The following is a 23,082-nucleotide window of genomic DNA, read 5'->3' as shown; positions in this document are numbered from 1 at the left end:
AAACCCGCCATCACCGCGGGCCTGGTCCCTTACTTAACCCTTGTTGTGAAATGGGTTCTTCGGGGAGCGCATGGTCAGGCGCAACGGCACCGGTCCAAGCCCCAGCTCGCGCCGCATCGAATTCAGGAGGTAGCGCTGGTAGCTGGTCGGGAGCTGGTCGACCCTTGTTCCAAACACCACGAAGGTCGGCGGCCGGGACTTTACCTGGGTGATGTAGCGCAGCTTGATCCGCTTGCCGCCCGGCGCTGGCGGTGGATTTTGTTCGACCGCGCGCTCGAACCAACGATTTAGCTCGCCGGTCGTCACGCGCTGCGACCATTTGTCGCGCACTTCGAAGGCGGCGCCTAGCAGCTGGTCGATGCCCTTGCCGGTTTTTCCGGAAACGGTCAGCACCGGCACGCCCTTCAGCTGGCTGAGCCCCTCTTCCAGTGCTGCCTTGACGCCATTGAACAGCGATGACGCATTTTCGGCCACATCCCATTTGTTGAGCGCGATGACGAGCGCCCGGCCCTCTTCCAGCACCTGGTCGGCGATCCTCAAATCCTGTGATTCAAGCCCGCGGGTCGCGTCGAGCAGAAGCACCACCACTTCCGCATAGTCGATCGCCCGTTTGGTATCGAACGCCGACAATTTCTCCAGCTTGTCTTCGACTTTGGCCCGTTTCCTCAGGCCCGCGGTGTCGACCAGCTGAACTGGACGGTCGTGCCACGCCCAGTCGATACTGATGCTGTCGCGGGTGATGCCGGCTTCGGGACCGGTGATCATCCGCTCCTCACCCAGCATCTTGTTCACCAGGGTCGACTTGCCGGCGTTGGGCCGGCCGACGATTGCCAGCTTGAGCGGTCCACCGCCTTCTTCGCCTTCCTCGGCCTCGGTCAGGAAATGCTCATGCTCGACGTGCGGGCGAATGGCCTCGAACAGGTCGACCAGCCCTTCGCCATGCTCGGCCGATAAAGCGAATGGCTCGCCCAGACCCAGCGAAAAGGCTTCCAGCCGGCCCGACTCGCCGGCATTGCCCTCTGACTTGTTGGCGGCGACGACGACCGGCGTGGCATGGCCGCGCAACCAGCGTGCGATTTCCTCGTCGAGCGGGGTCAACCCTTCGCGGCCATCGATCAGAAACAGTGCCACATCGGCTTCGCGCACCGCCGCCTCGGTCTGGGCGCGCATTCGACCGGGCAGGCTAAGCGGGTCCTGGTCCTCGAACCCGGCCGTATCCATCACCCTGAACTTGAGGTCGAGCAGACGCCCTTCGCCCTCGCGCCGGTCGCGAGTCACTCCCGGCCGGTCGTCGACCAGCGCGACGCGCTTGCCAACCAGCCGGTTGAACAGCGTCGATTTGCCGACGTTGGGACGGCCGATAATTGCAACAGTGGGAAGGGGCATGGCGTCGCCCCTGCCCGCCTGCTGCTGATGCGTCAACTAGCGGTAGGCGACCAGCCTGCCGCTGTCGGTCAGGATATAGAGCGTATTATTGGCCACCACCGGCTGAAAGCTGATCCCGTCCTTGAGGTCGACCTGGCTCTGGAAGCTGCCGTCGGCTGGGCTGACGTTGATCAATGCGCCGTTCGACCCGGCGACGATCAGCCGCTCGCCGGCAAGCACCGGCCCGACATAGGTGATAAGGCCTGACTTGGCCTTCATCTTCTCCCAGCGCGGCAATTGGTTGATCCAGCGAATCTTACCGTTGGCGCGGTTGACCGAGATCAGCTGGGCGCGGTCGTTGACTGCGAACACCCAGTCGCCGGCGACCCAGGGCGTGGCGATTCCGCCGAAGTTCAATTCCCAGATGCGCTGGCCCGAGAAAAGGTCGAGCGCGACCATCCGGCCGCCTTGGCCGACCGCATAAACCACGCCGCCGTCGATTACCGGATCGGCATCGATGTCGCTCAGCGACGCAACGCTGGTGGTGATGGAGGTCCGCGCCAACGCGTCCTGCCACACCTGCCGGCCATTTTCGTATCGATAGGCGTTGAGCTCGCCGCTGGAGAAACCGGCAACCACCGTGCCTTGGGCGACCGATGGCGCGGCCGATCCGAACACGCCCGCGATTTCCAGCGCGGCGGCATTCGACCAGTTGGTCGTGCCGTCAGCAGCCTTCAGCGAGTAAATCTGGTTGTCCTGGCTCATCACATAGACGGAGCCTTCGGCCACCGATGGCTCTCCGCGAAGCGGACCGCCCGGCCGTACGGTCCACACCAGCCCGCCATTGCCGGCGTCGAGCGCAGCGACATAGCCAAGGCCATTGGTGGCATAAACGCGGCCACCCTCATAGGCGACGCCGCCGCCGTAGAGCGACGAGCTATTCTCGCCAGCATCGCCGAACCTGGTCGACCACAGCTGGCTGCCGGAGCTGCCATCGAACGCGCGCACCACGCCCATCGTGTCGATGGTAAACACCTTGCCGTCGGCGACGACCGGGCCTCCGCCCAGGCGGCCATCCTTGCCGCTGCCCTGACCGATCGACGCGGTCCAGGCGACGCCGAGCGACTGGCCCAGCGAGACATGACCGACCGATTTGCGGGCATTGCCGCCGGACTGGGCCCATTCACTATTGGTCTCGGCCGCGGGCAGGCTCATCGGCAGCGCTGCAGTCTCCGGGTCGATGTCGATGTCGGCTTCGTTGACCAGCACCGCAACGCGGTCGCCCGGAACAGTGAGCTTGTCCTTCTTCTTGAACACGCCGAGCGGACCGCCGCCGCCGCAACCGGCCAGCAACGAAGCCGAAATCAGAAGAAGAGCAACGCGGGATACGTGACGCATGGAATTCATGTCCTACTGGGCAGGAGTGGCGGTAAGGTCGACCGGCATCGAGGCCGTGGCGTCGACTCCAAGCGAGCCGGCGAGCTGAACTGCTCGGCCGCGGATCGATTGGGGAACTTGTTTGTCGGCGGCGATCTTGGCGAACAGCTGGCCGGCGCCATTGCGGTCGCCCTTGGCGAGCATTGCCAGGCCGGTCATTTCGCCGGCGCTGCCGAAGAAAGGATTACCGGGCTGCGACAGAGGCGCCAGGCGCGCGATCACCTCGTCGGGCTTGAGATTATCATATTCGGTCATTGTCCGCCGGACGGTGGCAAGGTCGCGGTAAGGTTGCGGCAGGCCATCGTCTGCCTCTACCTGCTTATAGAGCTCGGCCGCGGTCTTGCGGTCGTTCTGGCGGAGTGCGGTCGCGGCGCGGCCCAGCAATGCCGATGCGCGCGTGACATCGTTGGATGAGGTGCTGAGCGACGTCAGTTCGGCTTGCGCACCCTTGAGATTGCCCGATGCCACCTTGTCGAGGGCGGCCGATACGGTCTCGGCTTCGGCCTTGGCCTTTTTTTGCTGGTAGGTCTGCCAATAAAGGAAGCCGCCGACGGCAGCCAGGAACAGAATAACGGCAACGACAATCCACTTGCCGTACGACTTGGCCATATCGGCCATCTGGTCGCGGCGGAGATTTTCATCGACTTCGCGGACGAAGGCTTCGGCCGGATCGGTAGGAAGCGCCAAGTTAATCCTCAAAACTGTCCGTGGGGGACGCTGGCCGCTTCTTTCCCCACCCCAAATGAACAGAAGCTGGCGGGAAGCCGTCTAGCCGCTTGGACGGCAAAGGCAAAGGCGGAAAGCGCTCTATTCGGCAGGAACGGCCAGCGGCACCGGAACGGCGATCTGCTGCTGGTCGGCAAGGTAGCCGTGAATGGCCGCTACGACCTGCGCTCCGTCGCCGACCGATGCCGCGACCCGCTTGACCGATCCCGATCGGACATCACCGATGGCGAATATGCCGCGCCGGCTGGTTTCCAGAGGCAGTCGATCGTCGCCGGCGGCTTCCCCGGTCAGGACGAAGCCGCGATTGTCGAGCTTGATTCCGGAGCTTTGCAGCCAATCGGTGTTGGGCTCGGCGCCGATGAAGGAGAAGAGGAACCGCGACGGGCAGCGGATCTCCTTGCCGGTTGAGCGCTCGCGGACCGTGATCCCTTCCAGCGCACCCGGCTCGCCGTCGAGCGATTTGATCTCGCAACCGATAACCACCTCGACATTGGGCAGGCTTTCGATCCGTTCGATCAGATATTGCGACATGGTTTCGCTGAGCGGTCGCCGTGCGATCAGGCCCACCCGCCGGGCCCGCGCCGCAAGATAGACGACCGCCTGGCCGGCCGAATTACCACCACCGACGAGCGCCACGTCCTGACCGGCGCACAGATCCGCTTCAAGCGGCGAGGCCCAATAATGAACACAGCTGCCTTCGAACTCCTCGAGCCGGTCGACTTCCAGCCGGCGGTAGCGCGCACCCGTGGCCAGGACGACGCTCTTCGCCTGGACGCGTTCGCCGGTCGCCAGCAGCACATGGCAGGGGTCGTTGCCGCACTCGAGCCTTGTTGCTTCATCTGGAATGGCCAGCTCGACTCCGAATTTTTGCGCCTGGCTATAGGCGCGGCCCATTAGCGCCATGCCGCTGATCCCGGTCGGGAAACCAAGATAATTCTCGATCCGGGCAGAGGCACCGGCCTGTCCTCCGAACGAGCGGCAGTCGATGGCCAGCACGGACAGCCCTTCAGATGCGGCATAGACCGATGTCGCGAGGCCTGCCGGTCCCGCGCCGATAATCACCAGGTCGTACAGCTTGTCGGAGTCGATTTGCCCGACCAGCCCGACGCAACGCGCGAGCTGCGCCTCGCTCGGGTTCCTGAGCAGCTGTCCACCGGGGCAAAGCACGATCGGCAATTCCTTCGGCTCGATCTGGAATCGCTCGATCAACGTTGCGCCGCAGCTGTCACTGGCGGGGTCGAGGTTCTGGTAGGGATGTCCGTTGCGGCGCAGGAAATTGATCAGCCTCAGCACATCGGCATTGCTTTCATGACCGACGATGATCGGGCCCGCCCCAGCCTCGATCAGCCCGACCCGGCGCAGGATCAGTGCGCGCATGATCCGCTCGCCCAGTTCGGCCTCGGCGATCAGCATCGCGCGCAGGCGATCCGGTGCAACAGCGATCGCTTCGACATCTTCAAGTGCCGTCACCTCGACCAGCGATGGCCGCCCCGACAGCTGCGCCAGTTCGCCCATGAAATTGCCCCGCTCGTGCGTGACGATATGGGTCGGCGGATGGCTTTGCTGCATGACCTCGGCCCGGCCCGACAACACCAGCAGCAGGCCCGGTCCGACCTCGCCGGGCCGCGCAATCGTCTCGCGGGCGGCATAGCGCACCGGCTCGCCGAACCGCGACAGCCGCGCCAGCTCGTCGTCGGTCAGCCGCGGGAACATCTGCGCTCCGCGAGTAGAGATGATCGACTGGCTGGTCTCGGTCATGGGCTACTCTTTCGGGCGGTAAGTCTGGTCCCCGGTCGGGAAAGCACGGCTCCGCACCTCCTCGGCATATTGACCGACGGCCGCGCCGATCTCGGTCGCCATGTCGGCATAGCGCTTCACGAAACGCGGCGTGCGTTCGAACAGGCCCAGCATATCCTCGGTCACCAGCACTTGCCCATCGCATCGGGGCGAGGCGCCAATGCCGATGATCGGCACCCCGACCGCCTCGGTCACCTGCTCGGCGATCTGCTCCATCACCCCCTCGGCAACGATGCAGAAGGCGCCCGCGTCGGCTACCGCCCTGGCGTCGGTCAATATCTTCTTGGCCTCGTCGGCGCTCTTGCCGCGCGCGCCATATCCGCCGAGCACATTGACCGCCTGCGGGGTCAGTCCGACATGCCCGATCACCGGAATTCCGCGATGGGTGAGGAAGTCGATGGTCGGGGCCATCGCCTCGCCGCCCTCCAGCTTGACCGCGGCGCAGCCGGTTTCCTTCATGACCCGCGATGCGCTGGCGAATGCCTGCTCGGGCGAGCCTTCATAGCTGCCGAACGGCATGTCGACCGCGACCAGCGCGTGCCAGCTGCCGCGTACGACCGCGGCTCCATGGGCGCACATCATTTCCATCGTCACCGGCACGGTCGACGGAAGGCCGTAGATTACCTGGCCAAGGCTGTCGCCTACCAGCAGCATCTCGCAATGCGGGTCGAGAAGCTGGGCCATCCGCATGGTGTAGGCGGTCAGCATCACCAGCGGCTGGTCGGTCTTGCCGTCTTTCTTGCGCGACCGGATCGCCGGAACGGTCATGCGCTTTCCCGGCACCGGGCTGGGCGTTGCTCGGCTCGTTGCCGTATCGATGGTGAAGGTCGACATGCCCGCCTATTAGCGATTGTGCAGTGCCGCAACCAGCCCCGTGCCGGTCCGGTGCGCTCCTACGCGTTCAGCGCAGCCAGCCGCGCCGTTTGGCCAACCTCGAAAGCATGAAGATTCCGTAGCAGACGACCATCACTACGATCGGGCCGAGCAAAGCGTCCGAGGTCACGACCCGCATTTCCGGGACAATGAACACGGCGCTGAACTGGACGACGACCGCGATCAGGGAGATCAGCAGTAACAGCACCGCCCAGGTGCGGCGCAGCAGCAGCCCGACCGTTCCAGCCAGCCCGACCCACACGGCCGTACCGAACGCCGCATAATACCAGCTGGGCCGGGCGCCCAGCATCGCAGCTTGGTCGAGCGGCAGGGTCGCGACTTGCTCGGGCGTCAGCCGGACCTCGGCAAGATAAAAAAAGCAGCCCAGGCATTCGAACAGCAGCGCCGCGACGGCGGCCACCCAATACCAGGTTGGAGGACTGCCGCCTGCTGCGGCCGTCGCATTTTCGTCGCTCATAATCCCCCTCCACACATTGCCGCAGTGGAGACTGCGCGTCACCCGGCTCCAAATCAAGCGAGTTGGCCGCGGTCGGTGATTAGCCATGGAAACCCTTGCGATTCCGCGACAATTCGGTGCACAACAGCATCTGCCGGACTAGGGCCGGCGCGGTGCGTAGGGGGGTCGGAGCCATGAAGCGGATCTTGCGATCCAGGCTGCCGGAGCGTTTTGCAGACAGGGTTCCGCCGCTGATCGTCGAGATTGCGGTCGGAATTGGCATACCCGTTTTGATGACGCTTGTTCGCGTGCTGCTGCACCCGATCATTGGCGACCGCGCACCGTTCGCCTTGGTTTACGTCGCGATGGTCGGGGCCACGGTGCTGGCCGGCTGGCGCAGCGGGCTACTGACTTTGGTGTGCGGCCAGTTGCTAGCATGGTACTTTGTCGTCGATCCGGTCACCTATGCGCTGCGCAGCCAGCAATATTTCGAGAGCTTTCTCGTCTCGACATTCTCGCAATTGTTCATTTTGCTCATCGTCTGGCTCTACCAGCGCGAGGTGGATCGGGCCTGGGCCCGGCGCGAAGTTCAGATCGACTTGCTCCATCAGGCGCTTGCGGAAATCGATCATCGCACCAGCAACAATTATCAGACGGTGCTGGCCTTGGTTCAGGCCCAGGCCCGCCGCGCCGACCCCTCGGTCAAGGAAGCGCTCAACCAGGTTGCGGACCGAATCAACGCCATCGCGCTTGCCTCCAAGCAGTTGGCGCTCAACAGCGAAAGCCTAGAGCAGGTGCGCGTTACCCATCACCTTGGGGAACTCTGCACACAGATCCGCCAGGGCCTGACTCGCCCCGGGGTAAGCGTCGAATGCCATATCGACGATATCGCCGTTGGGGCCGAGCAGGCGATCGCCATGTCGATCCTGGTCAACGAGCTCGTCACCAACGCGTTGAAACATGCCTTTCCCGACGATCGCCAGGGCGAGATCCGCGTGTTCTTGGGCCGATCGAACGGCGGCATGTTGCTGGAGATTGCCGACAATGGCGTCGGCATGCAGGGAAATAGTCGCTCCCGCGGCACCGGGCTTGGCACACGGCTGGTCGATACTTTCACCAAGCAACTCCGCGCCCGCTACGAAGTGGAAACCGGCGAGGGCGGAACGCGCCACCGTATCCACCTGCCCAAGGCCGCCTAGCAAAGCTGCGTCCGCCCAGCGGCTTTATTAAACCAAATAGTTGACAATCAAATCTGACATATCCATATTCAACCACATGGTTGATAATGATTCGCCCCGTCTGGATGTAATCTTCCGTGCTCTCGGCGACGCCACGCGTCGCGGCATACTGGCAAGGCTGGCGCTTGGCGAGAAATCGATCGGAGAGCTGGCCGAACCGTTTGCGATGAGCTTCGCCGGTGCCTCCAAGCATGTGAAGGTGCTTGAGGACGCGGGCCTGGTTCGGCGCGAGGTGCGCGGGCGCACCCATATCTGCCGGCTCGAGGCTGCCCCGCTGGCCAGCGCGGACCAGTGGCTCAGCCATTACGAGCGCTTCTGGACCGGCCGCCTCGATACCCTCGAGCAGCTGTTGCGCGAGGACGACGCCCGAAAGACGGCCAACCGAAAGAACCGACCCCCACAAGGAGAATGACGATGACCGAACTGGCAACTTCCCAGGAATATGGCGTGCTGAGCGCGCCCGCCACATTGACTATCGAGCGGCTGCTGCCCGGCTCCATCGACCGGGTCTGGGCCTATCTCACCGAAAGCGATCTTCGCCGCCAATGGCTGGCCGCGGGTACGATGGAAATGCGCGTCGGCGCGCCGGTCGAGCTGGTCTGGCGCAACAATGAACTAATGGACAATCCCGGCACGCCGCCTGACGGCCTCGACGGCCGGCACGAGATGCAAAGCGAAATCACCGAGCTCGAACCTCCCCACCGGCTGGGATTCACCTTCGGGAACGCCGGCGAGGTTACGTTCGACCTGGAACCGGTCGGCGACATGGTGCGCCTTACCCTGACCCATCGCCGATTGCCCGATCGTACGACGATACTGAAGGTAAGCGCCGGATGGCACGCTCATTTCGATGTGCTCGCCGCCCGCCTCGGTGGCGAAGAGCCCCCGCCCTTCTGGGACAATTGGGTCGCGCTCAAGGCCGAATATGAGCGGCGCCTTCAGGCTTGAATAAGGATTGAGTGAGCCTCGGTTGATCGTGTCCCGCACGGTCAATCCGGCCAGTGATGAAATCGGACAGTACCCCACACTGCCCGATTTCATCACTCCCACTCGATCGTGCCGGGCGGTTTCGACGTATAGTCGTAGACCACGCGGTTGATCCCTTTGACCTCGTTGATGATCCGCGTCGCGCAGCGCGAAAGGAAGGCGGCGTCGAACGGGTAGATGTCGGCGGTCATGCCGTCGACGCTGGTGACGGCGCGCAGTGCGCAGACGCTGTCATAGGTGCGGTAATCGCCCATTACTCCGACCGTCCGCACTGGAAGCAGCACGGCGAACGCCTGCCAAATCGTATCGTAAAGACCGGCGCTCCGGATTTCTTCGAGGTAAACCGCATCGGCCTTGCGAAGAATGTCGCAACGGTCCTTGGTGACTTCGCCCGGGATACGGATGGCGAGGCCCGGTCCCGGGAAAGGGTGGCGCCCGACGAACTGGTCGTTGAGCCCCAGCTCGCGGCCGAGATCGCGGACCTCGTCCTTGAACAGCTCGCGCAAGGGCTCGACCAGCTTCATGTTCATCCGGTCGGGGAGCCCGCCGACATTGTGATGGCTCTTAATCGTCACCGACGGCCCGCCGGTGAAACTGACGCTCTCAATCACGTCGGGGTAAAGCGTGCCCTGGGCCAGGAAGTCGGCCCCTCCCAGCTTATTCGCTTCTTCCTCGAACACGGCAATGAACTCGGCGCCGATGAACTTGCGCTTGGCTTCGGGGTCAGTGACCCCGGCGAGGCCGGCCATGAACCGTTCCTCGGCGTCCACCACCACGAGGGGGATGTTGTAATGATCGCGGAACAGCGTCTCGACCTGCTGGCGTTCATTGAGGCGTAGCAGGCCGTGATCGACGAACACGCAGGTCAGCTGGTCGCCGATCGCCTCGTGGATCAGGATGGCCGCGACCGAGCTGTCGACGCCGCCGGAAAGGCCGCAGATCACCTTGCCAGCACCGACTTGATCGCGAATTTCAGCGACCTTGGTCTCGCGATAGGCGGCCATGGTCCAGTCGCCGGCGAGGCCGCACACGCGGTGGACGAAATTGGCGATCAGCCGGGCCCCGTCTGGCGTGTGCGCCACCTCGGGGTGGAATTGGGTGCCGTAGAACTGGCGCTCCTCATCGGCGATTACCGCGAAGGGCGCACCGTCGCTCACCGCGACAATCCGGAAGCCCGGCGCGAAGGCGGTGACCTTGTCGCCGTGGCTCATCCACACCTGGTGCCGCTCCCCGACCGCCCACAGGCCGTCGAACAGCGCACATTCCTCGGTGATGGTGATGAAGGCGCGGCCGAACTCGCCGTCCCATTCGCCCTGGTTGCCGGGCTCGACCCGCCCGCCAAGCTGGTGGCTCATCACCTGCTGGCCGTAGCAGATGCCGAGGATCGGGACGCCCTTGTCGAAGAGCTCCTGCGGGGCGCGCGGGCTACCCTCTTCGGGGACACCGGCGGGCGAGCCCGACAGGATGATGCCCTTGGGCTTTAACCGGTCGCAGGCGGCCGATGCCAGGCTGAACGGCGCAATCTCGCAGTAGACGCCGGCTTCGCGCACCCGGCGCGCGATCAACTGCGTCACCTGGCTGCCAAAGTCGACGATGAGGATGGTTTCTTGGGGCTCCATGTCGGGCCGATAGTGAGGCTCGCCCGAACTGTAAACCTCGGCACGCTTCTCGGTCATCCGAAAGCTTGCTAGTCGGTGCCGATGGCAGGGGCGCAGTCGACCATCATCCTCTCATACCGCCGCGAGGACAGCGCCGGGGTGACCGGCCGCATCTTCGACCGGCTAATCCAGGAATTCGGCTCCGGCCGCGTTTTCATGGACATTGATTCCATGCCTGCCGGAGTCGATTTTCACGACCATCTTCAGGAGATTCTGGCCGATTGCGGCGCGTTGCTGGTGGTGATCGGCAAGGGCTGGCGCTCGCAGCGAAAGGGCCAGCTGCCCCGGATCATGGACCCCGACGACTGGGTCAGGATCGAGGTCGAGACCGCGCTGGAACGTGGCATCCCGGTCGTCCCCTTGCTGATCGATGGCGCAGCCCTGCCGGGTCGCGACCAGCTTCCCGAGAGCCTGTGGCCGCTGCTCCGCCGCAACGCCTTGCCGGTCGACAGCGGCCGCGACTTCCATTCCCAGCTGTCCCGCCTCGTTCGTGACCTCAGGTTGCAGATCGATCCGGCCGGCGCTCCGCCGGCCACGGTCGCGCCGTCCCCGGCTCCCCAACCGGCCACGGTCGCTGCAATCGAGGCGATCAACTGGAAGTCGCTCGGCCGCTGGATCCTGCTGCTTGCGCTGATCATCACCCTCGGCGCGATCGCAATAAGTGGAGCGGATTCCGACCGAGTGCGCGAGAAGGCGGATGTGAAGATCGACGTCACTCCACCCGATCCGCCGGCAATCCCCCATCCCGAACAATAGTTAGGCAATGGCTTAACTGTCTTGACACCTGCATCGCGACTCGATAGTTAAGCACATGCTTAAGGATTTGACTCGCCTCGACCGTGCTTTTCAGGCGCTCGCCGATCCCGCCCGCCGCGGCATGCTGTCGCGGCTGGCCCGGGGCCCGGCGTCGGTCAGCGAATTGGCCCAGCCGTTCGAGATGAGCCTGCCGGCGGTGATGCAGCACCTGAAGGCGCTCGAGGACAGCGGGCTGATCCGCAGCGAGAAGAAGGGCCGGGTTCGCACCTGCCGGCTTCAGCCCGGAGTGCTGGCCGCGGCCGAGCAATGGTTGGTCGACCGCCGCTCCGAATGGGAAAAGCGCCACGACCGCTTCGAAGAATATGTGATGGAATTGAAGGACAAGGGAGATTGATGATGACTGACAAGCTGGACCTGGTGCTTGAGCGCACCATCGACGCGCCCGTGGAACTGGTGTGGAAGGCTTACACCGATCCGGAACATCTGAAGCAATGGTTCGCGCCTCGGCCCTACCAGATCACCGAATGCGAACTCGACCTTCAACCCGGCGGCATCTTCCGTATTCGCATGGTCGGTCCCGACAATTTCGACACCGGCCACGGCGTGCCGGGCTGCGTGCTCGAAGTGGTCGAGAACCGGAAGCTGTCATGGACCAGCGCGCTCGGGCCGGGCTATCGCCCCAACGAAGCAGGTGAAGGTTGCGAAAGCTTCCCGATGACCGCGATCGTCACCTTCGAGGACGATGGCAACGGCAAAACCGCCTACAAGGCCGTCGCGCTCCACAAGAGCGAAGCCGACCGCCTAACCCATGAGCAGATGGGCTTCCACGATGGCTGGGGTACGGTTGCCGGCCAGCTCGAGGAATATGCCGCGACGCTTCGCGCCAACGCCTGAACATTGGCCCGGTGAAGTTGGAGTCGGTCGCGCCCAGAGGCGTGGCCGGCTCACATTTCGTTGCCGCGCGGAAAATTAACGGCAACTCTTCCTGCATTGCCGCGTTGCGTTTCCCCAAACAGGGGAAGCGGGGTGATACAGGATCTCTATGACAGCGAAGAAAGCAATCAAGCCGGAGACCGGCATTTCGACCGGCATCGAAGCATTTGATGACATTCTGGCCGGCGGCTACGGCCGGGCCCGCGTTCACCTGGTCGAGGGCCGGCCCGGGTCGGGCAAGACGACGCTAGCCCTGCAGTTTCTGATGGCCGCGCGAGAGCGTGGCGAAAGCACGCTCTACGTCACCCTGTCCGAGGGCCGGGAGGAGCTATTGGCTTCGGCCGCGACCCACGGGTGGTCGCTCGATGGGATCGAGATCTACGAACTGGTCCCGGCCGAGCTCAGCCTGGATCCCACGCGCGAGCAGTCGGTTGTCTATTCGTCCGATCTTGAACTGGGCGAGACGGTCAAGCTCGTGATGGATTGCGTCGAACGGCTGAAGCCCGACTGCGTTGTGTTTGACAGCCTGTCCGATATCCGCCTGCTGGCCGGCTCCCCGCTGCGCTATCGCCGGCAAGTGCTGGCGCTGAAGCATTATTTCACCGGCAAGGGCATCACGACGATCTTCGTCGACGACCTCACCGAGGAAATGGACGACGCAAATTTGCACAGCCTGGTTCATGGCGTCACCCGCCTGGAGCAACTGACCATTGCCTATGGAGCCGAACGCCGCCGCTTGCGCGTCTACAAGATGCGCGGGCGGGCCTTCCGCGGCGGCTTCCACGACTATATCATTCGCACCGGAGGCCTGGTCATTTTCCCCCGCCTAATCGCCTCCGAGCATGTTGTCGCTAATCTCGATGACAAGCCGGTAAGCAGCGGCCTCCCCGACCTCGACAGCCTGCTGAAGGGCGGCCTCGATCGCGGCACGGCTACCCTAATCATGGGTCCCGCAGGCTGCGGCAAGTCGACGCTGGCGCTGCAATATGTCTGCGCCGGACTGGCCCGGGGCGAGACGGCGCTGTTCATCAGCTTCGATGAAACCCGGCGCAACTTCTACAAGCGTGCGGGCGGGCTCCATATCGAGCTCGCCAAGTGGCAAGATCAGTTCACATTCCAGCAGGTCGATCCGGCAGAGCTGAGCCCAGGCGAATTGTCCGGGATGGTCCGCGATCACGTCTCCCGGGGGACCAGCATCGTCGTGCTCGACAGCCTGTCAGGCTACCAAAATGCCATGCCCGAGGAGCAGTTCCTGCTGCTCCAGATGCATGAGATGCTGACCTACCTCAACCAACAGGGCGTGCTGACGATCCTGGTCCTCGCCCAGCATGGGCTGGTCGGCCAGATGCAGTCCCCGATCGACCTCACCTATCTTTCGGACAACGTCCTTCTGCTGCGCTATTTCGAGGCGGCCGGCCAACTGCGCCGTGCCATATCCGTGTTGAAGAAGCGCACCGGCGGCCACGAGCCGTCGATCCGCGAATATCGGATCGACAAGCTCGGCGTTCGGGTGGGCGAGCCACTTACCCAGTTCAGCGGCATTCTGACCGGCGTTCCGAGATTTTCTGGGAAGAGCGATACGCTTTTGCGCCAGCGCGAGGACGCCTAGCAGAGTGCCGCAACAACTCGCCATTTTGGCGCCATCCGGGCGCGACGCGACCGTCATTCGCAGCATCCTCAAGGGCGCCACCGTTGCTACGTGTGTCGAGCCCGACATCGGATCGCTAATTGAAGCGTTGGACGAGCCGCGTGCCGGCGGACTGATTCTGGCTGAGGAAGCGCTCGGCGAGGATGGCCTGATCATCCTGCAGCGATGGCTCGACGGCCAGCCTCCCTGGTCCGACTTGCCGATCGTCCTGCTGACTCGCGGACGTGCTGGCCCGGACGCCAACATCGCCATTGCCGGCCGCCTCGGCAATGTCACGATACTCGAACGCCCGCTCCATCCAGTTACGCTGGTTTCGGCAGCGCGCGCCGCCCTTCGCGCCAGGGCGCGTCAGCATGAGGCCGAACAATATGTCGCCGAACTGGAACTGAGCGAGCAGCGGGTCCGCGAGAGTGAGGCGAAATACCGCGACCTGTTCAATACAATGGACGAAGGGTTCTGCATCATCGAGTTCCTCGATGGCCCGGCCGGCCCGTTGAGTGACTATGTCCATATCGAGGCCAATGACGCCTACGCTCGTCACTCCGGCATCACCGATGTCGTCGGCCAACGTCTGCGCGAGATGGTGCCCGACGAAGCCGACTCCTGGGCCGAGCGCTACCGCGCAGTATTGGAGACTGGCGAGCCAATCCGCTTCGAGCAGGAACTGGTTGCGACTGGCCGCCATCTCGAACTTGCTGCGTTCCGGCTGGAGCCCCCTGAACGGCGGCAGGTCGCAGTATTGTTCCAGGACATCACTGCCCGCCGGCAGGCGGAGATCGCGCTTCAGCAGCTCAACGTGACGCTCGAGCAGCGCATTTCCGACGCGCTGGCGGAGCGCAAGCTGCTCGCCGAGCTGGTCGAGGGCACCGACGCCGTCGTTCAGGTGGTCGATCCCAGTTTCCGAATCCTCGCAATCAACCGCGCCGCGCTGGACGAATATGAGCGCATCCACGGGATCCGGCCAAAGGTCGGTGACAGTAAGCTGGACCTCATCAAGGACAAGCCGGAGGCATATGAACAGATGCGCCGAATTTGGCAGCGAGCGCTGAATGGCGAAGCATTCACCGAAGTCGCCGAAGTCGACGGGCAGCGCAGTTCACGCTTCTTCGAGATGAAGTTCAGTCCGCTTTACGGGCCAGGCGGCGAACTGATTGGCGCGTACCAATTTGCCAACGACGTGACCGACCGGCTGCGCGGCCAGCAGCAGTTGGCCGAAGCAACCGCGCGAATGCATGAAATGGCCAAGCTCGAAACACTAGGGCAGCTGACTGGCGGCGTCGCCCACGACTTCAATAATCTGCTGACCCCGATCGTCGGCGCTCTCGACATGCTTCGCCGCCAGCATGAATCGGACGAGCGCTCGAGCCGGCTGATTTCAGGAGCAATGCAGGCTGCGGAACGCGCCGCTACCCTGGTCCAGCGCCTGCTCTCATTTGCCCGCCGGCAGCATCTGGAGGCCCGAACGGTCGATGTAAAGTTGCTGGTCGAGGGCATGCACGATCTAATGCAGCGAACGATCGGCCCGCATATCGCGGTGCGTGTCGAAACGGCGGCCAACCTTCCTGCGGCCCGGGTCGATCCGGGCCAGCTCGAACTCGCCCTGCTCAACCTAGCGGTCAATGCCCGCGATGCGATGCCCGGCGGCGGCCAGCTGCGGCTGACGCTCGATCAGGCCGAGGTGCGGCCATTGGACAATGATTCCCTGGATCCCGGCATCTACATCCGGCTTTCGGTCAGCGACACCGGCGTGGGCATGGATGAAGCGACACTCCATCGCGCGATCGAGCCGTTCTTCACGACCAAGGGACAGGGCGAAGGGACGGGCCTTGGCCTGTCGATGGTCCATGGCCTGGCCGCCCAGTCCGGAGGGGCGCTGAGGATCAGCAGCAAAGTCGGTAAGGGAACTATTGCCGAGCTCTGGCTGCCGGCGGCAACCGGCGAGGTCGATGCTACTGAAGGCACCGACGAGCGCTTGCCGGATCAGCCCCGCCGCGCCTCGATCCTGATCGTCGACGACGAAGGGCTGGTGCGTGCCGCAACCGCGGAGATGCTGCGCGAAATGGGCCACTCGGTGAAAGAGGCGGCGACGGGATCAGCGGCGCTCGAGATGCTGTCATCGGGCGAGGAATTCGACCTGCTGATCTCCGACTATCTGATGCCGGGCATGCGCGGCAGCCAATTGGTCGAGGATGCCCGGACCATTCGGCCTGGCCTACCTGCGCTGCTGCTGACGGGCTACGCCAATCTGGCCAAGGGCGAAGGCTCCGGATTGCCGCGCTTGTCCAAGCCATTCCGCGAAGCCGACCTGGCCAGGGCAGTCGCCGAATTGCTTATCGAAAGTTCGAGACCGCGGGGCAAGCCAAGGCTTCGTTCGGTATAAAAAAAAGGCGGGAGCCTTTCGACTCCCGCCCGACTTTTCAGCTCAGCTTTTAGCGACGGTTGATGTCGACGTCGCGGACGCGGCCGCGATAATCAACCGTGCATGAGTAGGACAGGTCGGCTCGATAATTGGAGCCGAGCAGGCCGAACAGGTTGAGGCCATTATTGACGCGACCGCTGGTCGCCAGGCCGCGAACTCGGATGCTGTTGCGGTTGGGGTCAACGCGGGTGACGCTGAGCACTCGACCGGTGTTATAGGCACCATAATAACCATTGTACGCGGTGCGATAGCTTAGGCGGTTCTGGACCGCGGCAGTGCACCGGTTCACAGCCGCCTGGCTGTTGATGCCGTAATTGTCATACCCATAGGCGTTGCCGTAGGGGTAATATTGAGCTGCCGAGGGCGCTGCGCTGGCAAGCGCGGCGAAGCCCACGCCACCAATCAGGATTTTTGCCATGGTCATGGCGACATTCTCCTTCTCGTTGGGTCTAAACCCTTCGATCATAAAACGCGCGGATTGGCGGGGGCGGTCAGCCATTCACCGCCTGACAACCACGGACGGTCGAGGCGCGGTTCATCATGGGTTTATGACGCCTCCCTAACGACCAACAAAAATGCGCGGGAATCCGAAGATTCCCGCGCATCCCGTTCCCCCGGTGAAGAGGTTCTCGGTCAGTTAGTAGCCGCGATAATAAGCGGTACGACGCTTGATGTTGATATCGCGGATCTGGCCGTCGTAACGGACTTCGCAGTTGAAGCTGAGGTCCGCGCCGGCGCCGTAGCCGTAGTTGCCGTAACCGCTGCGGCCGTAGCCCTCGTAACCGCGATAGCCCGAAGTGGCGACGCCATATACCTTGAGCCCATAGCTCTTCCGCTCGACGCGGGTGATGCCCTGGACTCTGCCGCCACCGGCGTTGGCCTGGTTGTAGCCGTAGCCCTGGTTGTAGCCGTAGCCCTGGTTGTAGCCGTAGCCCTGGTTGTAACCGTAGCCGCCGCCATAGGGGTTGCCGTAATTGCCGTAGCCGCCACCATAAGGGACGCTACCGTAACCATAATAGCCGCGATGGCCGTTCAGGCGGGCATCGACGGCACGGGCGCACTGGTCGACCACGCCGGACTGGTTGGAATATTGATTGTAGCCGTAATTGCCATACGGATAGCGGCCGTAACCCAGGACCTGGCCAAGAATTTGGCCAACCGGATTGTTGCCGTATCCATAGCCCGGATACTGGGAGCCGGGATACTGGGCCGCTGCCGGGCTTGCGACCCCAACCAGCGCTGCCAAACCGGCTGCCCCGGCCAGTAGTTTAATCTTCGCCGACATCGGCTTTCTCCTTAAATACGCAACTCTCACCCGGAGTCCCGGGAATAAGAACGCTTTTAAGGACCAGCGGATGCATCGCCGCTGAATGCAGTCGATGCCTTTCGTTCAGCTTGGTTAACGGGGGCGCCCGCCACGCCAATCAGCAGCTTGGGCTTAATATCCCTGCCAGTTCGCGGTCCGCCGCTTGATGTCGATGTCTCGGATCTGACCACTCCTGTAGACCTTGCATTCGAACCGCAGGTCCGCGCCGGCGTTATAGCCATAATTGCCGTAGCCGCGGCGGTTCCAGCCGTCGTAACCCCCGTAGCCGGAACTGGCGACGCCGATCACCTTCAGCCCATAGCTTTTGCGCTCGACGCGCGTAATGCCCTCGACCCGTCCGTAGTTGCGATAACGGTTGTAGCGGTTGCCCTGGTAATAATTGTTGTAGCCGCCAAGCCGCTGCTCAACCGCCCGTGCGCAACGGTCGACGCCATATTGTTCGCCGCCATATTGGTTATAGCCATAATTTCCGTAGGGATATTGGCCGTAACGATACTGATTGATGACCGCGCCGAGGAATCCGCCCGGGTTGGGCTGCTGCGGATAATATTGCGCCTGCGCGGGCATCGCTGCGCCAAGCGCAATGGCCAGGCCGGCAGCGCCAGCGAAATACTTGAACCCTTCCGACATTTTCCCTCCTTGATTGACGCCAGGCGACACGAGCCCTCGCCAATAACGTTACATATCCGAAAAGGATGCGGCTAGATTTGAGAGGAACCAAGCCCAACGAAAAGGGGAGCATGAGCGGCGGCCCATGCTCCCCGGGGTTCGGACGGCTTCTGACTACCGCCAAGCCATGCCCTTCTGAAGTTATCGAAAGATAAGGCGGCGAAAAAAGTCTCGGCATGGGATGCCTCTCAGCATTGGGCTGTGCCGTCCCTCGACGATGCGATATGAACGCCAGTGTGGGGAAGGGACTTCAACATCCATCGGGACGGGTGATTGCCTTGGGCCGGCTGATGCTGGCCGTGCTGTTTTGGGTCACGGTCCTGATCGACGTCAGCCAGCCAACCTATGCCCCGAGAGCGGCCTATGCCTTGCTCGGCGCCTATCTGCTGTTCGCGGCGGCCGTGGTCGCATTGACCTGGCGCAACTGGTGGCTCGACGCCCGTCTGGCCGGACCGGCGCATGCTATCGACATTTCGCTGTTCACGGCCCTGGTTTTGCTCACTGCCGGTTTCACCAGCCCCTTCTTCGCCTTTTTCATCTTCGTATTGCTGTCGGCGGCGATCCGCTGGGGCTGGAACCTTACCGCCGCCACCGCCATCCTGCTCGCCCTCCTTTACCTCATCGTAGGTATGCTGGTCGCGACCCCTGACCAACCGTTCGAACTGCAACGTTTCATCGTCCGCGCCGGCCAGCTGGTAATCCTGTCGCTGATCTTGATCTGGTTCGGCGCCAACCAGTGGCGTACCGCCTATTACATGCCTGACGAATATCTGCTTTCCCGTCCGGAGCCGGAGGATTCGCCGCTGGAAAATGGCCTGCGTGCAGCCATGGCGGGCGTCCGCGCTGCCCGCGGCGCCTTCGTCTGGCATGAGCCTGGGCGAGACGAACTCTCTGCCCTCACCATCCGCGACGGCGAGGTCGACCAGGTCAAGCTGTCGGGCGCGGAGCTGACCGCTGACTGGACCAATGGTCCATTCGTCTACGACATGGAGCGCAACCGCGGCCTGCGCCGCGATTCCGAGCGCAACCTCGAACAGTTGCAGCCGCGGCAGGTGATCGGCCAGCGGATGATCGCTGCGCTGCAGCTCAGCGAAGGCCTGGCAGTTGCGGTCCGCTCCGACCGCGGCGACGGGCAGCTTTTTCTGGAGCAGGTCGCCAACCTGTCGACCGATCATATCGACCTCGGCAAGCAGATCGCCGCCGACGTCTCGGTCCATATCCAGCGTCATGCGCTGTTCAAGGCGGCCGAGGACAGCGCCGAGGCCCGCTCCCGCCTGACCCTTGCGCGCGACCTTCACGACAGCGTGGTGCAGTTCCTCGCCGGAGCTGCCTTTCGGCTGGAGGCGATGAAGCGCACAACCGGCGCCGGCCGCGATATCGAGCCGCAGCTCGACGAGCTGAAGCGGCTAATGCTGCAGGAGCAGCGCGAGCTTCGAACCTTTATTGCCGCGCTGCGCAGCGGTCCGCTGGTCGCGCTCAACGACCTCGCCGCCGAACTCAAGGGCTTGGCCGAACGGCTGGCGCGGCAATGGGATATCGGCTGCACCTTCTCGTCCAGCGCTGCGGAAATGATGATCCCGACCCGCCTTCGCCTTGACGCTCACCAGCTACTCAGGGAAGCGGTCGCTAACGCCGTTCGCCATGCCGAGGCCAAGTCGATCGAGATCGAACTTGCCGCGGCGGCCAATCAGCTGAAGCTGGTGGTGGTCAATGATGGCGCCGAATTCAAAAAGCGCGGCGGGCGGATGGAAATGCCGACTTCGCTCCAGGAGCGGGTTCAGCAGGCTGGGGGCGAGATCGACATGGCGCGCGGAATGGGAGTTACCAAATTGTCGATAACGCTGCCGATCGGAGAAGAGCTCGCATGACCCGGGTATTGCTGGCCGACGATCATCCGATGATCCGCACTGCGCTCGAAGTGCTGCTCGGCGACACCAGCTATGAGCTGGCCGGGATCGCCGGCACCGGCGAGGCCGCGCTTGAGGAGCTGGAGCGGCTCGACCCGGAAATCTTGCTGCTCGACCTGCAAATGCCGGGAGGCACCGGCATGGATGTGCTGAGGGCGGTGCGAGCCAGGAAGAAGCCGGTCAAGGTGATCTTGCTGACCGCTGCGATCGACGACCATACGTTGCTCGAGGCAAAGGCGCTCAAGGTACACGGGATGGTCCTCAAGAACAGCGACCCGGCATATTTGCTCGACTGCCTCGACAGTGTTCGCCTCGGCCGCAACTGGATCGATCCCGAGCTGGCGGAGCGCGCCGCCGACCTCGCCAAGGCCGGCAAGCGCAGCGCTCATCGCAGCCTCGCCCCGCGCGAGCGGCAGCTGGTCGATTTCGTCCGCCGGGGCCTGCGCAACCGCGAGATAGCGGAGCAGCTCGGCGTGACGGAGGGCACGGTCAAGGCGTACCTCCACGCGATTTTCGAAAAGCTCGGAGTCAGCAGCCGGACGGAGCTGGCCATCCGCGCTGGCGAATTCCTCGCCGTCCCCTGAAGTTTACGCCCTCGCGCCTAAGGCCTAGGCCTGCGGCAACGCATCCGGATGGACCGCCGCGGCATGCTCCATCATCAAATGATCGAGCGTGAAGCCGTGCATGATCGGCAAGGCAAAGCCAGCCGATCCGTCCGGCCCCGCCGCGAGCATCGCCAGCGGCTGCGCGTCGCCTGCGTGAGCGGGGACCACCGCATTGAGCAGGTTGTCGATCGCCTGTCCCCGCTGCCCATCGGCAAGTGCTTCGGCGACTAGCTCGACCACACTTGAGCTTGGTGCGTTGCCATGTTCCGCAAGGACGGCCGGCAGCTGCTCCGCCGAGGGCATCGCCACCATCGGGGGCGATGCGAACATGAAGCCATGGTCTGGTGCATCGGAAGCCTGAGGCGACACTGGCGCGGCATCGACCCGCATGACCGTCTCCGATCCGATCAGCGAGTGGCTGGAGTCGGCCTGATGCATCACATGAGATGCCTCATTGCCATGATCCATCGACACGGCCGCCTCTCGCTGAACCGCGACCGCCGAGGTCTCGGCCGGCTCGGCACCATGCAACGCCGACAGGACATGGGTCGATGACGTCGCGGCGAATGCTTCGGTATCGCGGCCATCGCCCGCGCCTTCATGGACGGGTTGAGCGGCAGCCGCGTAGGACGACGCCAATCCCGCGGCTGCGACAGCGGCCAGCAACACCGCATTATTGCCGTTGGCAGCGACCGTCTTGGCATCTGCTTCAACCCGTACGCCGGTATTGAACACCGCGTCGGCCAGCACGCCGGTAGAACCGTCGGTCCGCGTGAAACTGCCCGTACCCACTACCTGGACATCTCCGCCCGCCGCCGAATAGGGCACCCCGTCGCTGGTCAAGGAGATGCCGGCAATACTGTGCGCTGCCAGCGATTGTAGCTCGCCGGCGTCGACCCGGCCGTCGCCGTCGGCGTCCTGCCACACCCCGAAATCGCCGAAGCCCGCGTCGGCATCGGACAGCTGCCCGTCGCCATTGCTGTCGTAGCGGGCCAGCCCTTCGAGGTCGCTGCCGCTGGTTGCGAACACGATCTCGTCGGCACTCACTTGCCCGTCATGGTTGGCGTCGCGGACCAATAGGCCGTCATTACCTGCGACCCAGGCCGTCGCCACGGCGCCGCCGCCATAGTCGAAGTGCGCCCCCGCATCGGTACCGAGGAAACTGACCTGCCCGTCGCCGTCGAGATCGAGGGCGATGGGGGGAGCCACCGCGTTGACGTTAACCGTCGTCGCCGCGCCACCCGACAAATAAGTGATCGCATATGGGCCGGCGCCGGTGTTGACGTTGCCCACCGTCGTCCAAACTTGACCGCCAACCGCCGAGCCGTTCGCGTCGACTTGAATTAGGCCAGTCGTTGTAACGCGCAGGAACCCACCTGTGATAACGTTGGTGCCGGCGGTAACACTCAGTAGCTCAGTGACGTCAATGGTGTCAGCGTTGCCCGCGACGTTGCTGTAATCCAAAATCGAGTCAACGCTGCCAGCTGGACTATTGATGAGCACGAACGTGTCGTTGCCGTTTCCGCCGGTGAGAGTGTCGACGTCAGCTCCACCGTTCAGGACGTCATTGCCATCGCCGCCTTGGAGATTGTCGTTACCATTCTGCCCGAACAGAGTGTCGTTCCCACCGAGGCCCATCAAGACATCGTTGCCAGAGTTACCGTAGAGCACGTCGTCGCCAGTCACACCATTCAAGGGATCTCCCGAATTTCCGTTGGAGCCCGTTAGGATCGTGAAAACTTCGTCAGTGAACACGCCTGCCGGATCGCCGGTTTGAGTCGCACGTACAGTGACGCTGATGGTTTTGTTCACTCCGATGTCGAGCGCTGACAAAGTATTCCCGCTGATCGAAAACAATCCGGGCTGACTTTGAGTAACGACTGAGAACGTAATTGCGCCAGGGTCGGGGTCGGTCGCGGTGAGACTGCCAGTGAAATCGAACTGGTTAAGATTGACATCGCCAGCGGGAACGGCGGGTGTCAGCTTGATATCGGTTGGCTGGACTCGTCCGGCTGCATTGATCGTCACACTCACCGTTGCCGTCTCGGTAACTCCGCCCGACGTCACCGTGTAGGTGAAGCTGTCACTGCCACTCTGCCCGGCGGTCGGCGTGTAGACCACGAAATCGTCGGCCGTATTGCCCACTGTTCCGTTGTTGTTGATCGTTACTGTTCCCTTGGCGCCCTGGGTGACCGCGCTAATGAACCGCGCCGCGCTTTCGAACGTGTCGTTGGCCAGCAGGTCGAGGTTGTTGGCCCCGCTATTCTGGTTGACGGTGAT

Annotated in this window: 21 protein-coding genes; 10 read left to right on the top strand and 11 right to left on the bottom strand. The window is 63.4% G+C overall.

Annotated elements, in window-relative coordinates:
* Positions 1-33: 33 nt before the first annotated feature.
* From der to LZ518_RS00090, 6 genes are all read right to left on the bottom strand, one after another.
* Positions 34-1,386 carry a ribosome biogenesis GTPase Der gene (gene der, locus LZ518_RS00115; RefSeq protein WP_249914030.1) on the bottom strand — a complete coding sequence of 451 codons (1,353 nt, stop codon included), beginning with the start codon at positions 1,384-1,386 and terminating at the stop codon, positions 34-36.
* Between the two features lie 36 nt (positions 1,387-1,422).
* Positions 1,423-2,763, bottom strand: coding sequence for an outer membrane protein assembly factor BamB family protein (locus tag LZ518_RS00110; RefSeq protein ID WP_249914029.1), 1,341 nt, complete (start codon positions 2,761-2,763; stop codon positions 1,423-1,425).
* 12 nt (positions 2,764-2,775) lie between these two features.
* A complete protein-coding gene (locus LZ518_RS00105) occupies positions 2,776-3,489 on the bottom strand; it encodes a tetratricopeptide repeat protein (RefSeq protein ID WP_249914028.1) in 714 nt (237 codons plus the stop codon).
* A gap of 120 nt (positions 3,490-3,609) precedes the next feature.
* Positions 3,610-5,286: an FAD-dependent oxidoreductase gene (locus LZ518_RS00100; RefSeq protein ID WP_249914027.1), complete on the bottom strand. Its 1,677-nt coding sequence runs from the start codon at positions 5,284-5,286 to the stop codon at positions 3,610-3,612.
* Positions 5,287-5,289: 3 nt separating this feature from the next.
* Positions 5,290-6,159, bottom strand: a complete 870-nt coding sequence (gene panB, locus LZ518_RS00095; protein ID WP_249914026.1) for a 3-methyl-2-oxobutanoate hydroxymethyltransferase — start codon at positions 6,157-6,159, stop codon at positions 5,290-5,292.
* Between the two features lie 67 nt (positions 6,160-6,226).
* Positions 6,227-6,676, bottom strand: a complete 450-nt coding sequence (locus LZ518_RS00090; RefSeq protein ID WP_249914025.1) for a hypothetical protein — start codon at positions 6,674-6,676, stop codon at positions 6,227-6,229.
* 173 nt (positions 6,677-6,849) lie between these two features.
* Between LZ518_RS00090 and LZ518_RS00085 the strand changes: the two genes are divergently transcribed.
* The 3 genes from LZ518_RS00085 (at position 6,850) to LZ518_RS00075 (ending at position 8,841) form a co-directional block, all read left to right on the top strand.
* Positions 6,850-7,854 carry a sensor histidine kinase gene (locus LZ518_RS00085; RefSeq protein ID WP_249914024.1) on the top strand — a complete coding sequence of 335 codons (1,005 nt, stop codon included), beginning with the start codon at positions 6,850-6,852 and terminating at the stop codon, positions 7,852-7,854.
* 76 nt (positions 7,855-7,930) lie between these two features.
* Positions 7,931-8,305, top strand: a complete 375-nt coding sequence (locus tag LZ518_RS00080; RefSeq protein ID WP_249914023.1) for an ArsR/SmtB family transcription factor — start codon at positions 7,931-7,933, stop codon at positions 8,303-8,305.
* A gap of 2 nt (positions 8,306-8,307) precedes the next feature.
* Complete coding sequence (locus LZ518_RS00075; protein ID WP_249914022.1) at positions 8,308-8,841, top strand: SRPBCC family protein; 534 nt, start codon at positions 8,308-8,310, stop codon at positions 8,839-8,841.
* 92 nt (positions 8,842-8,933) lie between these two features.
* Here LZ518_RS00075 and guaA read toward each other — a convergent pair whose 3' ends face one another.
* Entirely contained in the window at positions 8,934-10,499 is a 1,566-nt protein-coding gene (gene guaA / locus LZ518_RS00070) for a glutamine-hydrolyzing GMP synthase (protein ID WP_249916456.1), read from the bottom strand.
* A gap of 81 nt (positions 10,500-10,580) precedes the next feature.
* On the opposite strand from guaA, the gene LZ518_RS00065 reads away from it, so the two are divergent.
* The 5 genes from LZ518_RS00065 to LZ518_RS00045 all read left to right on the top strand — a co-directional run bounded on the left by LZ518_RS00065 (position 10,581) and on the right by LZ518_RS00045 (position 16,255).
* Positions 10,581-11,294, top strand: a complete 714-nt coding sequence (locus LZ518_RS00065; RefSeq protein ID WP_249914021.1) for a toll/interleukin-1 receptor domain-containing protein — start codon at positions 10,581-10,583, stop codon at positions 11,292-11,294.
* A gap of 55 nt (positions 11,295-11,349) precedes the next feature.
* Complete coding sequence (locus LZ518_RS00060; RefSeq protein WP_249914020.1) at positions 11,350-11,688, top strand: ArsR/SmtB family transcription factor; 339 nt, start codon at positions 11,350-11,352, stop codon at positions 11,686-11,688.
* Between the two features lie 2 nt (positions 11,689-11,690).
* Complete coding sequence (locus tag LZ518_RS00055; RefSeq protein WP_249914019.1) at positions 11,691-12,188, top strand: SRPBCC family protein; 498 nt, start codon at positions 11,691-11,693, stop codon at positions 12,186-12,188.
* A gap of 148 nt (positions 12,189-12,336) precedes the next feature.
* Entirely contained in the window at positions 12,337-13,836 is a 1,500-nt protein-coding gene (locus LZ518_RS00050; protein WP_249914018.1) for an ATPase domain-containing protein, read from the top strand.
* 4 nt (positions 13,837-13,840) lie between these two features.
* Entirely contained in the window at positions 13,841-16,255 is a 2,415-nt protein-coding gene (locus LZ518_RS00045; RefSeq protein WP_249914017.1) for a hybrid sensor histidine kinase/response regulator, read from the top strand.
* A 49-nt stretch (positions 16,256-16,304) separates the two neighbouring features.
* Here LZ518_RS00045 and LZ518_RS00040 read toward each other — a convergent pair whose 3' ends face one another.
* From LZ518_RS00040 to LZ518_RS00030, 3 genes are all read right to left on the bottom strand, one after another.
* On the bottom strand, positions 16,305-16,718 hold the full coding sequence (locus LZ518_RS00040; protein WP_249914016.1) for a hypothetical protein: 414 nt from the start codon (positions 16,716-16,718) through the stop codon (positions 16,305-16,307).
* Between the two features lie 213 nt (positions 16,719-16,931).
* The gene (locus LZ518_RS00035; RefSeq protein WP_249914015.1) at positions 16,932-17,579 is read right to left on the bottom strand and encodes a hypothetical protein; all 648 of its coding nucleotides are present in this window, start codon (positions 17,577-17,579) and stop codon (positions 16,932-16,934) included.
* 153 nt (positions 17,580-17,732) lie between these two features.
* On the bottom strand, positions 17,733-18,251 hold the full coding sequence (locus LZ518_RS00030) for a hypothetical protein (RefSeq protein ID WP_249914014.1): 519 nt from the start codon (positions 18,249-18,251) through the stop codon (positions 17,733-17,735).
* Positions 18,252-18,514: 263 nt separating this feature from the next.
* Here LZ518_RS00030 and LZ518_RS00025 point away from each other — a divergent pair, with 263 nt between their 5' ends.
* Entirely contained in the window at positions 18,515-20,158 is a 1,644-nt protein-coding gene (locus tag LZ518_RS00025; protein WP_249914013.1) for a sensor histidine kinase, read from the top strand.
* Positions 20,155-20,781, top strand: a complete 627-nt coding sequence (locus LZ518_RS00020; protein WP_249914012.1) for a response regulator — start codon at positions 20,155-20,157, stop codon at positions 20,779-20,781. Before LZ518_RS00025 ends, LZ518_RS00020 begins: the two co-directional genes overlap by 4 nt.
* A 24-nt stretch (positions 20,782-20,805) precedes the next feature.
* Here the strand turns inward: LZ518_RS00020 and LZ518_RS00015 are convergent.
* The coding region (locus tag LZ518_RS00015) for an Ig-like domain-containing protein (protein WP_283938136.1) at positions 20,806-23,082 on the bottom strand (2,277 nt) is incomplete at its 5' end.

The sequence above is a fragment of the Sphingomonas brevis genome, from assembly GCF_023516505.1.
GTDB classification, from domain to species: Bacteria; Pseudomonadota; Alphaproteobacteria; order Sphingomonadales; family Sphingomonadaceae; genus Sphingomicrobium; species Sphingomicrobium breve.
Note: the sequence above shows the minus strand (reverse complement) of the source record. Positions and strands in the feature narration are given on the sequence as shown.

Coding starts and splice junctions, on each gene's coding strand:
- LZ518_RS00040 (WP_249914016.1), bottom strand. CDS start 16,718: ATGACCATGGCAAAAATCCTGATTGGTGGCGTGGGCTTCGCCGCGCTT.
- LZ518_RS00065 (WP_249914021.1), top strand. CDS start 10,581: ATGGCAGGGGCGCAGTCGACCATCATCCTCTCATACCGCCGCGAGGAC.
- LZ518_RS00030 (WP_249914014.1), bottom strand. CDS start 18,251: ATGTCGGAAGGGTTCAAGTATTTCGCTGGCGCTGCCGGCCTGGCCATT.
- LZ518_RS00020 (WP_249914012.1), top strand. CDS start 20,155: ATGACCCGGGTATTGCTGGCCGACGATCATCCGATGATCCGCACTGCG.
- LZ518_RS00110 (WP_249914029.1), bottom strand. CDS start 2,763: ATGCGTCACGTATCCCGCGTTGCTCTTCTTCTGATTTCGGCTTCGTTG.
- LZ518_RS00090 (WP_249914025.1), bottom strand. CDS start 6,676: ATGAGCGACGAAAATGCGACGGCCGCAGCAGGCGGCAGTCCTCCAACC.
- LZ518_RS00060 (WP_249914020.1), top strand. CDS start 11,350: ATGCTTAAGGATTTGACTCGCCTCGACCGTGCTTTTCAGGCGCTCGCC.
- panB (WP_249914026.1), bottom strand. CDS start 6,159: ATGTCGACCTTCACCATCGATACGGCAACGAGCCGAGCAACGCCCAGC.
- der (WP_249914030.1), bottom strand. CDS start 1,386: ATGCCCCTTCCCACTGTTGCAATTATCGGCCGTCCCAACGTCGGCAAA.
- LZ518_RS00050 (WP_249914018.1), top strand. CDS start 12,337: ATGACAGCGAAGAAAGCAATCAAGCCGGAGACCGGCATTTCGACCGGC.
- LZ518_RS00055 (WP_249914019.1), top strand. CDS start 11,691: ATGACTGACAAGCTGGACCTGGTGCTTGAGCGCACCATCGACGCGCCC.
- LZ518_RS00100 (WP_249914027.1), bottom strand. CDS start 5,286: ATGACCGAGACCAGCCAGTCGATCATCTCTACTCGCGGAGCGCAGATG.
- LZ518_RS00035 (WP_249914015.1), bottom strand. CDS start 17,579: ATGTCGGCGAAGATTAAACTACTGGCCGGGGCAGCCGGTTTGGCAGCG.
- LZ518_RS00025 (WP_249914013.1), top strand. CDS start 18,515: ATGAACGCCAGTGTGGGGAAGGGACTTCAACATCCATCGGGACGGGTG.
- LZ518_RS00085 (WP_249914024.1), top strand. CDS start 6,850: ATGAAGCGGATCTTGCGATCCAGGCTGCCGGAGCGTTTTGCAGACAGG.
- LZ518_RS00075 (WP_249914022.1), top strand. CDS start 8,308: ATGACCGAACTGGCAACTTCCCAGGAATATGGCGTGCTGAGCGCGCCC.
- LZ518_RS00080 (WP_249914023.1), top strand. CDS start 7,931: ATGGTTGATAATGATTCGCCCCGTCTGGATGTAATCTTCCGTGCTCTC.
- guaA (WP_249916456.1), bottom strand. CDS start 10,499: ATGGAGCCCCAAGAAACCATCCTCATCGTCGACTTTGGCAGCCAGGTG.